At 70.1% G+C, this 13,558-nt stretch carries 11 protein-coding genes; 8 read left to right on the top strand and 3 right to left on the bottom strand.

Going from position 1 to position 13,558, the window contains the following annotated elements; all coding sequences use genetic code 11:
* Positions 1-25: 25 nt before the first annotated feature.
* Positions 26-955: an AraC family transcriptional regulator gene (locus ACFQRD_RS09430; protein ID WP_377792795.1), complete on the bottom strand. Its 930-nt coding sequence runs from the start codon at positions 953-955 to the stop codon at positions 26-28.
* 73 nt (positions 956-1,028) lie between these two features.
* Here ACFQRD_RS09430 and ACFQRD_RS09435 point away from each other — a divergent pair, with 73 nt between their 5' ends.
* Entirely contained in the window at positions 1,029-2,096 is a 1,068-nt protein-coding gene (locus ACFQRD_RS09435) for an SDR family NAD(P)-dependent oxidoreductase (protein WP_377803945.1), read from the top strand.
* Here ACFQRD_RS09435 and ACFQRD_RS09440 read toward each other — a convergent pair.
* Positions 2,083-2,652, bottom strand: a complete 570-nt coding sequence (locus tag ACFQRD_RS09440) for a YdeI family protein (protein ID WP_377803947.1) — start codon at positions 2,650-2,652, stop codon at positions 2,083-2,085. The genes ACFQRD_RS09435 and ACFQRD_RS09440 overlap by 14 nt on opposite strands.
* 136 nt (positions 2,653-2,788) lie before the next feature.
* On the bottom strand, positions 2,789-3,946 hold the full coding sequence (locus ACFQRD_RS09445) for an aromatic acid exporter family protein (RefSeq protein ID WP_377803948.1): 1,158 nt from the start codon (positions 3,944-3,946) through the stop codon (positions 2,789-2,791).
* A gap of 396 nt (positions 3,947-4,342) precedes the next feature.
* Here ACFQRD_RS09445 and ACFQRD_RS09450 point away from each other — a divergent pair, with 396 nt between their 5' ends.
* The 7 genes from ACFQRD_RS09450 to ACFQRD_RS09480 all read left to right on the top strand — a co-directional run bounded on the left by ACFQRD_RS09450 (position 4,343) and on the right by ACFQRD_RS09480 (position 13,531).
* Positions 4,343-4,936 carry a glycerol-3-phosphate responsive antiterminator gene (locus tag ACFQRD_RS09450; protein WP_377018935.1) on the top strand — a complete coding sequence of 198 codons (594 nt, stop codon included), beginning with the start codon at positions 4,343-4,345 and terminating at the stop codon, positions 4,934-4,936.
* A gap of 376 nt (positions 4,937-5,312) precedes the next feature.
* Positions 5,313-6,602, top strand: a complete 1,290-nt coding sequence (locus ACFQRD_RS09455) for a nitrate/nitrite transporter (RefSeq protein WP_377018934.1) — start codon at positions 5,313-5,315, stop codon at positions 6,600-6,602.
* A 43-nt stretch (positions 6,603-6,645) separates the two neighbouring features.
* Complete coding sequence (locus ACFQRD_RS09460) at positions 6,646-7,422, top strand: SDR family oxidoreductase (protein WP_377792799.1); 777 nt, start codon at positions 6,646-6,648, stop codon at positions 7,420-7,422.
* 211 nt (positions 7,423-7,633) lie between these two features.
* Positions 7,634-9,172, top strand: a complete 1,539-nt coding sequence (locus ACFQRD_RS09465; protein ID WP_377803950.1) for an FAD-binding oxidoreductase — start codon at positions 7,634-7,636, stop codon at positions 9,170-9,172.
* Positions 9,169-10,596 carry an FGGY-family carbohydrate kinase gene (locus ACFQRD_RS09470; protein ID WP_377803952.1) on the top strand — a complete coding sequence of 476 codons (1,428 nt, stop codon included), beginning with the start codon at positions 9,169-9,171 and terminating at the stop codon, positions 10,594-10,596. Before ACFQRD_RS09465 ends, ACFQRD_RS09470 begins: the two co-directional genes overlap by 4 nt.
* Before the next feature lie 402 nt (positions 10,597-10,998).
* On the top strand, positions 10,999-12,033 hold the full coding sequence (locus ACFQRD_RS09475) for a LacI family DNA-binding transcriptional regulator (protein WP_377803954.1): 1,035 nt from the start codon (positions 10,999-11,001) through the stop codon (positions 12,031-12,033).
* A gap of 187 nt (positions 12,034-12,220) precedes the next feature.
* Positions 12,221-13,531 (top strand): extracellular solute-binding protein, encoded by a 1,311-nt coding sequence (locus ACFQRD_RS09480; protein WP_377018929.1) that lies wholly within the window; start codon positions 12,221-12,223, stop codon positions 13,529-13,531.
* The last annotated feature ends 27 nt before the right edge of the window (positions 13,532-13,558 follow it).

The raw sequence follows: 13,558 nt of genomic DNA on the forward strand, positions 1-13,558 counted from the left end.
GTCACGGCTATCGTGATGCGTAGTCTCATAGCGGTGAAGACCGAGCGGATGCACGCACCTGCCGGAACGTCCGCGGCGCCATTCCCACCTCACGTTTGAAAGCGGCACTGAAGGCGCTCTCGGAGGAGTAGCCGAGCTCGCGGGCGAGCACGGAGATGCGGGTTCCGGCCTCGCGCAGTGCGTGCTGGGCCAGCAGCATGCGCCAGCGGCTGAGGTAGGCCAAGGGCGGCATGCCGGCGACTGCCCGGAAACGTTCGGCGAAGGTCGTGCGGGACATCGCCGCGGCGCGGGCGAGCTCGGCCAGGCCCCAGGCCCGGCCGGGCTCGTCGTGCAGGAGACTCACCGCCGGGCGCAGGCGCTCGTCGGTCAGCAGTCGCAGCCAGCCGGGCAGCAGCTCGTCCTGCTCGACATAGGCGCGGAGCATCTCGAGCAGCAGCAGTTGGCCGTGCTGGCGCATCGCGAAGGCGGAGCCGATCCGGTCGCTCGCGGCCTCGAGGAACATCCGGTGCACGCTGCCGCGGAGGTTCGTGGCCGACGAGCCGGTCCCGTGCACATGCGCCACTTGCGGCAGTGCGCTCGTCAGCAGCGTCCGGCCGGCCGGGCTCAGTTCGACGTGCCCGCCGACCAGCACGTCGTGAAGGCCGCCGGCCGGGGTGAAGCGAGCCGTGGAGAAGCCCTCCTCCGGCACCATCTCGCGTCGGGGCCCGGTGCCCTCCCCGCCCCATGCCTCGAACCAGCGGCTCTCGTTGAGCAGGAGGACATCCCCCGCGCCCACCTCGAGCGGCTCGGTCAGCCCGTCGGCCAGGACGTGAGCTCGTCCGCTGACGAGCGCGAAGAACTTCAGGCCCTCGATCGGCGCCCTGGAGACCCACGGCCCCTGCACCGCGAAGCCGCCCGAGAGGACGCCCCGCACGTCGACGACATCGAAGACCTGGGACAGATGATCAGGGCGCATGCCCGTACTCTCGCGCAAGAAATCCGGACTGACAAGTATTCAGAGTTCGCCGCCGTCGCCTCACAGTGGAGACATGACCACACAGATACCCGCCGCACAGGCCACCGACATCCAACTCCCCCAGTCCGTCCTCGACAAGCAGCGCCCCCTCGACAGCGGCTTCACCGCTGCGAATACGGCCGACGACGTCCTCGCCGGTCGGGACCTCACCGGCACCCACGTCGTCGTCACCGGCGGCCACCACGGCATCGGCCGGGAGACCACCCGCGCCCTGACCGCGGCCGGCGCCTCCGTCACCGTCGGCTCGCGAGACCCGGAAGCGGCCGCGGCGAAGCTCGCGGGCATCGAGCGGGTCGAGACCAGCCGGCTCGACCTCATGGATCCCGACTCGATCGACGCCTTCGCCGAGCGCTACCTCGCCACCGGCCGCCCGCTGCATGTGCTGCTGAACAACGCCGGCCTCATGGCCGGGCCTGTGGTGCGGGACGCACGTGGCTACGAGTCGCAGTTCTCCACCAACCACCTCGGCCACTTCCAGCTCACCCTCGCCCTGCTGCCGGCACTGCGCGCCGCCGGCGGCGCCCGCGTGGTCAACCTGACCTCCGGCGGGCACCGGCTCTCCGGCATCCGCTGGGAGGACCCGCACTTCGAGTCGGGCTACGACGAGATGGGGCTGCTCGGTTACGGGCAGTCCAAGACCGCGAACGTGCTCTTCGCGGTCGAGCTGGACCGGCGATGGGCGGCCGACGGGATCCGCGGCTATGCCGTCCACCCCGGCATCATCGTCACCACGAGCCTGGGCCCGGCCCGGGCTCCGGGGGCGACCGCCAGAGGCGGAATGGACTCCGAGGCGCTGCGCGCGCAGGGACTGATCAACGAGCACGGCCAGCAGATCATCGACCCCGAGCACGAGAAGAAGACGCTCCAGCAGGGCGCCAGCACCAGCGTGTTCGCGGCGACCAGTACGCTGCTCGCGGAGGTCGGGGGCGTCTACCTCAAGGACAACGACATCTCCGAGCTGGACCTGGATCCTCAGCCGATCGACATGACCGCTCCCGAGACCACCGTCGTGCCGCACGCGGTCGATCCGGCCGCGGCTGGCCGGCTCTGGGAGCTCAGCGAGACGCTCATCCGGAGGTGAGAGAGGCGATCAGCGCGGCGATCCTGCGCTGGCGAGTGCGCTCCGTGGCCGCGGTGAGGATCGGGCTCAGCGCGGAGAACCGGGCCGAGCGCGTGAGCTGCTCGAACGCCGCCTGAGCCTCGGGTTCCGCGGCGAGCGCGGCCAGGAGATCCGGCGGGGGTTCGGCCGTGGCGGGGCCGGCGTAGGCGCGTTCCCAGCGCCCGTCGGCCTTCGCCCGGTCGATCTCCGCCTGGCCGCGCTCGCGCATCCGGCCCTCGTCGGCCAGTCGCGCGACGATCACGACGTTGCGCTGGGACCAGATCGACCGGGTCCGCCGCGGCGTGAATCGCTGCCGGAAGCTGCGCTCGTCGTAGGTGGTGCGCTGGCCGTCGATCCAGCCGCTGCACAGTGCCTCCTCGAGGGCCTCCTGGTAGGTCAGCGTCGTCGGCGAATCCCGCCCCTTCTTCGCCAGCAGCAGCCAGACCCCGTCATAGGTGTGCTCGTGCTGATCCAGCCACGCGCGCCAGCCGGCGCGGTCGGCGATGACCAGCGGGTCCGGCGGCATGTTCTCGTCCATGTCGTGCAGTATCCCCGACGGTGCGGACCGAAGCTGTCCGCCCGTCATGCCGCCGGCGCGATGTACTCCCGTCGGAGGTCGGTGACCGCGGCGAGGTGGTCGAAACCGTGATCAGCGGGCGGGGTGGCCGGGCGTCTCAGCCCGTCGGGGTCGTCCCCCGTTGTTCGCGCGCCGCACGCGCCGAGGCGACGTCGTCGACGATCAGGGCCAGGTGGCGCATGCCCGCCAGCAGCGACCCGTACAGCGGCCACGAGCGTCGCGGGAGCTCCGTGTGGTCGGCCAGGTCCGTGGTCAGCTCCTCGAGGCGGTCGGCGATCGGTTCCACCTCGATGTCGGGATCAGCGATGGCGCGGCCGGCGTCGCGGACGATCGCGACCCACCGCTCGCGGAAGTCGGCATCCCAGTCGCCGTCGGCGTAGTCGGCTTCACGCAGTGTCCGGGCCAGGTGGCGAAGGTGTGAAATCCCCTCGTCCACGCGGGTGAGGATCTCCTCGTAGGAGGCCTTCTCGGCCTCGCTCTGCGCAGAGGCGCCGTTCTTCCGTCCACTCTTCCGTGCACGTGCCCGCCGCAGCCCCCGGCGTGGGTTGGCCCGTTCGCTCTCGCGGGCGAAGCGGACCGCCTGCCAGGCCGTGGTGAGCTCGTCGCTCATCGCGTGCGTCTCGGCCACCCAGTTGTCGGCGTGAGCCGTCTGCCAGTCCTCCGAGAGCTCCTCGGCCATCTGACCGAGCAGCTCGCCCATCCGGCGATTGATGCTGTCGACGTAGCGGGCGGCCTGGCTCTCCCGCAGCGGCGGGATGAGCATGAGATTGACCAGCACCCCCACGGCCACACCGAGCCCCACCTCCAGGATCCGGTCGTTCAGCAACGGCTGCTGGGCTCCGAACCCGCTGCCGAGCACGAAGATCGCCGTGGTCGCGATCGCGATGCCCTCGTCGCGGATCCAGGTGGCACGAGCCCCGACCAGCCCGACCAGCAGGGCCAGGGCGAAGGTCCACACGCTCACGCCGAGCACAGCACCGATCGCGAAGGAGAGGCCGACGCCGATGGCAGAGGCGACGGTGGTCTGGGCTCCGCGAGACAGCGAGCGGTACACGGTGGCGTGCACTGTCAGCAGGGCGGTCCACGGGGCGAGGAAGGGGAGCTCGGAGCCCAGGACATTGGCGGAGATCCACCACGCGGCGGTGCCCGCGACCACTGCCTTGAGGATCTGCAGGCCGCTGGTGACCGACTCCGGTTCAGCCAGGTGAGCGAGGAACGCTCTTCCTCTCCGTCGCAGGGGCGCGAACAAGGTCATGAGTCAGTCCGTTCGGTGATCGCGCGGCGTGGGCCGCTCGGGCGGCCTCGACTCCGAGGTGCTCCGCCATCGCACTCCGGACATCGGCGAGGGCCGGTCGGGAATCCTACAGAGGCAAGCTAACCACCCACGTCTGCGGTTCGGAACCCGTGCCCGTGCACATCACAGGCGCCGCGAGAACCCCGCTCCCACTCGGCCCACGGCATGCCCTGCCGTGCGCGTCCGCGCGCGGTCGGCACGCGTTCCGGGTCCGGTAGCGTGGAAGCTTCCGGCCCGCCTCGACGCCGCGGCCCCGACCCGATCGGGCACGTGCCTCCCGCCGGCACCACCCGCCCTGCTCTCCGGGGACGCGGCAGGCCATGGCCGCGAGGCAGTTCATCTCGAGAGGAACCAGATATGTGTGTGGACCGTGCCGCGCTGTCCCGAGAGGAGGCCGTCCGGGAGTCGCTGCAGTCCGATCCGGTCATCACCAGCATCAAGGACGACCGGGCGCTGGAGGCGGCTCTCGAGACGGACCACGAGGTCCTGTTCCTGCTCTACGGCAGCCTGATCGATATCGAGGAGACCGTGGCCCGGTGCATCGCGGCCGGCAAGATCGTCCTGGTCAACGTCGACTTCATCGAGGGTCTGTCCTCCCAGGACGTCGCCGTCCAGTGGCTGGCCACCCACACCGAGGCCGATGGCATCCTCTCCTCCAAGCCGGCCGTGGTGCGGGCCGCCCGACGGGCAGGCCTCACCGCCGTCCAGCGATACTTCCTGGTCGACTCGATCTCGTATCACCAGCTGGCGCGGGTGCTCCGCCAAGGCGAGCCCCACTTCGTCGAGATCCTGCCGGGATGCATCCCGCGCGTCATCGAGTGGCTGCGCGCGGACTTCTCGACCCCGGTCATCGCCGGCGGACTGGTCTGCGAGCGCGGCGACGTCATCGCTGCGCTCGGTGCCGGCGCCCTGGCCGTGGCCACCTCCGATCGGGCCGTGTGGGCGATGTGAGCCGACGACGAACGCTGCCGTGAGGGCCACGCGAGCCCGCGACGGACGGGCTCGCTCGGGCCGCCCCCGCGCGGCGTCGATGACCGGCTGGACACCCGGCCGGGCACGCTGGTAGCTTTCGTCAAAACTTCATAGCTCCGGGGTCATCCCGGACGTCACGACAGAGACCAAGAGATCAGTGGCGTCGCTCCCTTCGGGGGGCGACTGCTTGCTGGTCTCTTTTTTTTGTGCCCTCACGGCGGTGCCCCCCGTCCTGGTGGCGGTGCGCCCGCCCTCGGGGCGGTGCCCCCGCCCTGGTGGCGGTCCCGTCCGTCATCGCGGGCGGCTTCCCGCCTCCCTCACCCGTTCCCCGATCAGCCCACAAAGGAGTGGCCTCATGACCCGAATGCGAAGATCGGTCAGCTTCCTGATCCTGGCGATGACCGGAGGGGTCGTCTTCCAGGTCGCCTACCTGCGGTTCCTCTTCCTCCACGACGGCGCGGAGGCCCTGGGCCTCTCCCTGCAGCAGTACGGCACCGTCACCTCGGTGTTCGGCGCGGTCGCCGTCGTCATGTACTTCGTCGGCGGCTGGTTCGCCGACAGGTTCTCGCCGAAGCTGCTGATCGTCATCGCCATGGCGGGCACCGGCGTGCTGGACCTGTACGTCTCCACAGCGCCGGGATACCTGGCCGTGCTGATCGTGCACGTGCTCTTCGCGGTGCTCGGTATGGGGCTGTACTGGTCAGCGCTGGTGAAGTCGATCGGTCTGCTCGGCAGCGAGGGCGAGCAGGGCCGCCTGTTCGGCTTCCTCGAGGGGATCCGCGGCCTGACGACCACCATCATTGGTCTCGTCGGATCCGTGATCGTCGCGCGCGCCGTCGTGGCCAGCACCGGCGTGACGACGCTGATCCAGATCTACGGGGTCCTGGCGATCGTGCTCGCGGTCCTCGTCCTGTTCGTCGTCCACCAGGGCAAGGACCAGCTGGACAAGGCGGAGCGCCAGTCCGTCGGCCCCCGGCAGCTGCTGCGGGCGGCAGCCAACAAGTACACGTGGCTGATCGGCGGCTCCGTGATGATGATGTACTGCTTCTACACCCTGATGGGCTACCTCTCGCCGCTGCTGCAGGACGGTTTCGGCGTCGCCGCGGGCATGATCGGTGTGATCGGCGTGATCCGCACCTACGTGTTCCAGTTCCTCGCCGGCCCCGTCGGCGGCATCCTGGTCGACAAGTACTTCGGCTCCACCCCGCGGTTCCTGCGGGTCAGCTTCGTCATCGTCGGCCTCACCGCCGTCGGCTACCTCGTCCTGCCCCGGCAGGCGGGCATGCTGTGGATCGCCGTCGCCCTGATGATCATCATGAGCCTCACCGTCTTCGCGGCGCGCGGGGTGTTCTGGTCATCGGTCGGCGAGCTGGGCATCCCGGTCGCCCAGCGCGGCGGCGTGATCGGCCTCGCCTCCGGACTGGCCTACCTGCCCGACGCGTTCCTGCCGGCCGTCGCCTCGTGGTGGATCGGCGACCCCGCCAACGGCGTCCCGGCCCAGGGCGGCGGATTCTCGGCGATGTTCACCGTGCTGATCCTGGCGGCCGTGATCGGCATGGTCCTGTGCACCGTGACGATGCGGGTCCACGCCCGCGAGAGCCGGGACGCAGCCCGTGAGCCCGAACCCGAGCTCTCCTCGACGTGACCGCCGCTCCCCAATTCGACCCCTCACCCTGAAGGACATGACCATGGACATCACGGATTTCTCGCTCGACGTCTTCTCCCTGGAGGGGAAGGTCGCGATCGTCACCGGCGGCAACTCCGGCCTCGGGCAGGCGTTCGCCCTCGCACTCGCCAAGGCCGGCGCCGACATCTTCGTGCCGAGCATCGCCGACGACGACGGCACCACCCGCTCCCTCATCGAGGCCACCGGGCGCCGCTACGAGTTCCTCGAGATCGACATCACCGGCCCCGAGGCACCGGCCCGCGTCATCCAGGACACGCTCGAGCGCCTGGGAGGCCTGGACGTGATCGTGAACTCTGCCGGCATCTCGAAGCTCGCCGGCGTCCAGGAGTTCGACCGGGAGCAGTGGGACCCCATGGTCGACCTCAACCTCACGGCACCGTTCGCCCTCTCCCAGGCAGCGGTCGAGCACTTCATCGCGCAGGGCTCCGGCAAGATCATCAACATCGCCTCGCTCTTCGCCTTCCTCGGGGGCCAGTCCTCCCCGGCCTATGCTGCGACCAAGCACGGCATCGTCGGCTTCACCAAGGCCTACAGCGACGAGCTGGCCGGGCACGGGATCCAGGTCAACGCCATCGCGCCCGGGTACTTCGCGACGGCGCTGACGGCGACGACGCGCGCGGATCCGGACGCCTCCCGCCAGATCCTCGAGCACATCCCCGCCGGCCGCTGGGGCGAGGTCTCCGACCTGATGGGCGCAGCCGTCTTCCTCGCCTCGAAGGCCTCCGACTACGTCAACGGCCACGTCCTCACCGTCGACGGCGGATACCTCGTCCGCTGAGACACCTCCCCGTCGGCCCTACTCACCGGAGCCCATAGTCCCGCCGGAGCCCGCAGCCCCGCCGCTCCCGTCGGCCCGCAGAGGCCCCGAGGCAAGCGGCCGGCATCGCCCACCAGCCCATCCCCGACCACACAGACCGCCTACGACCATCACCCCCACCCGACCCGTCGGCCCGAGCGCCGTCACCCATCGTGAGAGGACCCTCCACCCCATGATCGAATCCCGCTCGCCCCTGTCCCGCGACCAGATCCTCGACCGGCTGACCACGATCCTCGGCCCGGACCAGATCGAGACCGACGAGCATGCGCTGCAGGAATCCAGCGTCGACCGGTTCAAGAAGTACCAGTCCGTGCACGGCATCTACAGCGCACCGCTGCCCGTCGCGATCGCCTACGCGACCTCCACCGAGGACGTCGCCGCCGTGCTCGCCTTCGCCGACGAGAACCTCATCAACATCGTCGCCCGCAGCGGACGCACCGGGACCGAGGGCGGGCTCGAGACCAGCGTGGCGGACACGATCGTCCTGGACCTCTCCCGCATGGACCAGATCCTCTCGGTCGATCCCGAGAACATGCAGGTCACCGTGCAGGCAGGGGTCACGCTGCAGACACTGGAGGACCAGCTGCGCGCCCAGGGTCTGACCACCGGCCACTCCCCGCAGTCCAAGCCGCTGGCCCAGTACGGCGGGCTGGTCTCCACCCGCAGCATCGGGCAGTTCTCCACGCTGTACGGCGCGATCGAGGACATGGTCGTCGGCCTGGAGGCCGTCTTCCCCGGCGGCCGGGTCACCCGCATCAAGGCCGTGCCCCGCCGCGCCGCCGGCCCCGATATCCGCCACATCGTGATCGGCAACGAGGGCGCCCTGTCGGTCGTCACCGAGGTCACGCTGAAGGTGTTCCGCTACTACCCGGAGAACAACCGGTTCCACGGCGCCCTGGTGGAGGACATGGCCACCGGCATCGCCATGCTGCGCGAGATCATCACGAACGGTTTCCGCCCCTCGGTCGCCCGCCTGTACTCCCCCGAGGACGCGAACCAGCACTTCTCCCACTTCAGCCAGGGCAAGTGCGTCGTCGTGCTGGTCGCGGAGGGGCCCGAGGGGATCGTGCGCGCCACCAGCGAGGAGATCACGCGCGTCCTCGACCAGCACGAGCACGTGAAGGTCGACCCGTCCCTGATCGAGGCCTGGTTCGACAATCTCAACTGGGGGCCCGACAAGATCGAGGCCGAGAAGGCGGCCATGCTCGAGTCCCACCACCTGGGATACACCACGGAGGTCTCGGCCGACTGGTCCCAGGTCGTGGACCTCTACGAGTCCGTCATCCGCCGCATCCGCGAGGAGTACCCGCACGCGGGCGACCTGACGATGCTGGGCGGCCACTCCTCGCACAGCTACCAGACCGGCACGAACATGTACTTCGTCTACGACTACCGGATCGAGGCCTCCCCCGAGGAGGAGATCGAGAAGTACCACCTGCCGCTCAATGCGATCATCGTCGAGGAGGCGCTGCGTCACGGCGGCTCGATGGTCCACCACCACGGGATCGGCAAGTACCGCACCCCGTGGACGGAGCAGGAGCACGGCAGCGCCTACCCGATCCTGGCCGCTCTCAAGCAGAGCCTCGATCCCCACGGGATCATGAATATGGGCACGATCTTCCCGGCCGACGGTGCGATCCAGCCGGCCGCCGCGCATCCGCAGGACCAGCTGGCGCAGTGGCGCCACGGAATCGAGGGCACCGCTTCATGACGAGGTACGTGGTGGGGATCGACAACGGGTCCCAATCCTCCAAGGTCACGATCTTCGACGAGAACGGCCGCACCTGCGCGGTGGGCCGCGTGCCGCTGCCGGCGAACCACACGCCCCGCCCCGGCGTCGTCGAGTATCCCGACGACGTCCTGTGGGAGTCGATCGCCGCGGCGAGCCGGCAGGCCATGGCCGAGTTCGAGGGGGACCCGACGGAGATCGTCGGCGTCGGCCTGTGCACCATCCGGTTCTGCCGGGCCGTGCTGCGGGCCGACGGCAGTCTCGCCCAGCCGGTCCAGAGCTGGATGGATGAGCGAGTGGGCCGCCCCTACCGCGAGGAGACGGCCGAGGCCGCCTACGTCACGACCTCCTCCGGGTACATCACCCACCGGATGACCGGGAACTTCACCGACACCGTCGCGAACTACCAGGGCATGTGGCCGATCGACACAGCGGCCTGGGCCTGGTCCCAGGACGAGGCCGACTATGAGCGCACCGGCTTGCCGCGCAGGATGCTGTTCGACCTGGTCATGCCGGGAGAGGTGCTGGGGATGCTGACGCCCCGGGCCGCCGCGGCGACCGGGCTGCCGGACGGCGTGCCGGTGATCGCCACGGCGAACGACAAGGCGGTCGAGGCCCTCGGTGCGGGCCTGCAGGATCCCCGGTCCCTGCTGCTGTCACTGGGCACCTACATCGCGGGGATGTCCGTCGGCGAGGCCGGCGCGACCGGGTCGGAGGCGTTCTGGACGAACTTCGGGTCGCAGCCCGGCACCTACCTCTACGAGAGCGGCGGCATCCGCCGCGGCATGTGGACGGTCAGCTGGTTCCGCGGCCTCCTCGGCGAGGGCACCGCCCGGGAGGCCGCCGAGCGCGGCGAATCGGTCGAGGAGATGCTGGGCCGGGAGGCGCTCGAGGTGCCGGCCGGCTCGGACGGGCTGCTGACGGTGCCCGACTGGCTGGCCCCGGCCGAGGTGCCCTCCCGCAAGGGCAGCGTGCTGGGGTTCGACGGGCGGCAGGGCCGCGCGCACATGTTCCGCTCGATCCTCGAGGGCATCGCCCTGACCATGAAGGAGCGGGCCGACGAGATGGCCACCGAGCTCGGCACGCGCTTCGATCAGCTGGTCATCACCGGCGGCGGGGCCTCCTCGGACCTCATGACCCAGATCCTCGCGGACGTCTTCGGACTGGAGACCGTGCGCCTGGCCGGCGGCAGCTCCGCCGGTCGCGGTGCGGCGATCTGCGCCGCCGTCGCCACCGGGATCGTCCCCTCATTCCGTGAGGGCGCGGAGCGCTTCGCCGTCGTGGCCGACCGCACCGCCCCTCTCGCCGAGAACGCGGAGGTGTACCGGCAGCTCGACGCGGTCTACCGGGACGTGCGGGGCGTGACGGACCGGATCTACCGGCGCACGTGGGAGGTCGTCGGCTAGGGCTGCCGGGCGTCGGCGCCCGCCACCACGCATCGAACGGCGGGGATCCGCAGCCGTCCCGTCCTCGTCAGATCCGCGACCTAGTGGTTATGGCTGCCGAGTTCCAACACACTCACGGATCCGGCGGGGCGGACCGGCCTTCCCGCGGGGCGGACCGGCCTTCCCGCGGGGTCGGCGTGCCTCCGCGCGAGGTCGGCCTGCCTTCCCACGGGGCTGGCCGGCCTCCCGGCGGGGTCGGCGTGCCTCCGCGCGCGGAGGACCAGCACAGGATCAGCCCCGGTGCTTGCCTCAACAGGCTCGGGACCTATCATGTGCCCATCCAGTGGCCCTGCCGAACAGCGGCGTTCTCCGCGCTGGAGACCTCGTCATCGGCCTCGCGGCCGTCAGACCGGAAGCACCCTCATGCCGCCGAAGACCCAACGCCCCACTGTCGCCACCATCGCCCGCGACCTCGGCATCTCCGCCGCCACCGTGAGCTACGCCCTCAATGACAAGCCGGGGGTCAGCGCCGCGCTGCGCACCCGCGTGGTCGAGCACGCCGAGAAGGTGGGCTGGACCCCGCACTCCGGCGCCCAGGCACTGCGCCGCGGCCGCAGCGGGAACATCGGCCTCGTGCTGGTCAGGGACCCGCAAGAGGTCTCCCGGGAGCCGTTCTACTCCTCGGTGACCGCGGGCATCGAGTCGGCCAGCTCCTCCCACGGCTACGAGCTGCTGATCCGCTTCGTGCGCGGCGGCCGCGACGAGGAGATCGACGTCTTCCGCGGCTGGGCGCACCAGCGCCGCGTGGACGGCGTGGTGCTGCTGGACCTGGCGGAGGACGACCATCGCCCGGCCGTCCTGGAATCGCTGAACCTCGACTTCGCCGTGCTCGGCCACTACACCGGTCCCGAGGACTTCGTGAAGGTCACCACCGCCGAGGCCGAGGACGCGCGCACCGTGGTCGAGCACATCGTCGCCCGCGGCTACGACGGCTGCATCCAGCTGACCGGACCGGCCGGCTACGCGCACGAGCGCCGGCGTCTGGAACTGCTGCGGCAGCTGTGCTGCGAGCAGGGCATCGCCCACACCCACGCCTCCGGCTCGTACACCATCGACGCCGGCATCGCAGCGTTCGAGCGCTCCGACCTGGCCATCAGCGAGCGGCCCGCCGTGATCGCCTCGAGCGACCTGCTCGCGATCGGGGCGCTGCGCGCGGCGCTGACGAGGGGACTCGACGTGCCGGCCTCGCTCGGCATCGTCAGCTGGGACGACTCGCTGATCGCAGAAGTGGCCTCCCCCGGGATCACCGCCCTCTCCCGCCAGCCCTTCGACATGGGCCACCACGCCGGTGACCTGCTGGTACGGCGGATCGAAGGCGAGGCGCTCGGCGGCGCGGAGCTGCAGAACGCCCCGGCCGGCCTGGTCCCCCGGGAGTCCACCGGCGCCCCGCGCACCTGATCGCGCAGACCGTGACCACGTCGTGACGTGACGCAGTTGACACCGGCACCTGCGCCACGCAATACTCGCCGAATCGATTAAGTCCGAATCGATTAAGCAGGTCCGGCCCGAAGCCCTCGGAGGGGTGAGGTGCCACCGACCCGTTCCGAGTCCCACCACCAATGACGGTGTATCTAGGAGTCCCCCGATGCGACGACGCACACTTCTGACCGCAGCCCCTCTCGCCGCCGCCGGCGTGACCGGACTCGCCGCCTGTGGCGGAGGGTCCGGAAGCGGCGGTTCCAACGAGAGCCCTGATTCCCTCACCTACTGGGCGTCCAACCAGGGCACCAGCCTCGAGCACGACAAAGAGGTGCTCACCCCGGTCCTCGAGAGGTTCGAGGAGGAGACCGGGATCTCCGTCAGCCTCGAGGTCATCGGCTGGAACGACCTCCAGACCCGTATCCAGACGGCGATCACCTCCGGGCAGGGCCCCGACGTGGTCAACATCGGCAACACCTGGGGCGTGAGCCTGCAGTCCACCGGCGGTCTGCTCGACCTCGGCGACGAGGAGTTCGAGGCGCTCGGCGGCCGCGACAAGTACGTGGAGGCGGCGCTGGCCACCGGCGGCGCCCCGGACACCGACCCCACCTCCGTGCCCCTGTACGGCCTGGCCTACGGCATGTTCTACAACGTGCGGATGTTCGAGGAGGCCGGCCTCGAGCCGCCCACCACGTGGGAGGAGATGGTCGAGGCCGCCAAGGAGCTCACCGATCCCGACAACGGCGTGTACGGCATGTCCCTGGCCGCGGGCTCCTACACGGAGAACAACCACTTCGCCTTCATCAACGCCGTCCAGAACGGCGCGGCGCTGAACACGCCCGACGGCGAGCCCTCCTTCACCGAGGACGGCGTGGTCGACGGCATCCTGCGCTACCTGGATCTGATGCAGAAGCACAAGGTCGTCAATCCCTCCAACGCCCAGTTCGACAACGGCACGATGTCGGTCACCTCGTTCGCCAACGAGGAGTCGGCGCTGATCATCAACCAGAACAACGCCCACTCCACCATCGAGTCCAACGGGATGACCCCGGACCAGTTCGCGGCGGTCCCGTTCCCCGCCCCGGAGGGCGCCGCCAGCGACTGCGCCTCGCACCTGGCCGGCATCAATCTGGCGATCATGAAGGACACCCAGAACCGCGACGGCGCACTGGAGTTCATGAAGTTCATGACCTCCCCGGAGACGCAGAAGGAGCTGGGCAAGCCCTTCGCCGCGCTGCCGGTGCTCAAGGACGGCGAGCCGACCTTCACCGAGGACACCGAGCAGGCCGACATGTTCATGGAGATCTACGCCGAGCGTGCCGAGCCGCTGCCGCTGGTGCCGTGGGAGGACCAGTTCGAGACCTCCGTCGGCCAGGCGATGAACGACATGTTCGCCACCATCGCCACCGGCGGCACCGTCACCCGTGACGACGTCATGACGGCCATGCAGACGGCGCAGGACTCCATCCGCGCCTGAGCCCCACAGCGGCCGACGGGACACGCC

This window comes from Brachybacterium sp. GCM10030268 (assembly GCF_042666305.1).
In the GTDB taxonomy this organism is placed as follows: domain Bacteria; phylum Actinomycetota; class Actinomycetes; order Actinomycetales; family Dermabacteraceae; genus Brachybacterium.

Coding starts and splice junctions, on each gene's coding strand:
- ACFQRD_RS09430 (WP_377792795.1), bottom strand. CDS start 955: ATGCGCCCTGATCATCTGTCCCAGGTCTTCGATGTCGTCGACGTGCGG.
- ACFQRD_RS09435 (WP_377803945.1), top strand. CDS start 1,029: ATGACCACACAGATACCCGCCGCACAGGCCACCGACATCCAACTCCCC.
- ACFQRD_RS09440 (WP_377803947.1), bottom strand. CDS start 2,652: ATGGACGAGAACATGCCGCCGGACCCGCTGGTCATCGCCGACCGCGCC.
- ACFQRD_RS09445 (WP_377803948.1), bottom strand. CDS start 3,946: ATGACCTTGTTCGCGCCCCTGCGACGGAGAGGAAGAGCGTTCCTCGCT.
- ACFQRD_RS09450 (WP_377018935.1), top strand. CDS start 4,343: ATGTGTGTGGACCGTGCCGCGCTGTCCCGAGAGGAGGCCGTCCGGGAG.
- ACFQRD_RS09455 (WP_377018934.1), top strand. CDS start 5,313: ATGACCCGAATGCGAAGATCGGTCAGCTTCCTGATCCTGGCGATGACC.
- ACFQRD_RS09460 (WP_377792799.1), top strand. CDS start 6,646: ATGGACATCACGGATTTCTCGCTCGACGTCTTCTCCCTGGAGGGGAAG.
- ACFQRD_RS09465 (WP_377803950.1), top strand. CDS start 7,634: ATGATCGAATCCCGCTCGCCCCTGTCCCGCGACCAGATCCTCGACCGG.
- ACFQRD_RS09470 (WP_377803952.1), top strand. CDS start 9,169: ATGACGAGGTACGTGGTGGGGATCGACAACGGGTCCCAATCCTCCAAG.
- ACFQRD_RS09475 (WP_377803954.1), top strand. CDS start 10,999: ATGCCGCCGAAGACCCAACGCCCCACTGTCGCCACCATCGCCCGCGAC.
- ACFQRD_RS09480 (WP_377018929.1), top strand. CDS start 12,221: ATGCGACGACGCACACTTCTGACCGCAGCCCCTCTCGCCGCCGCCGGC.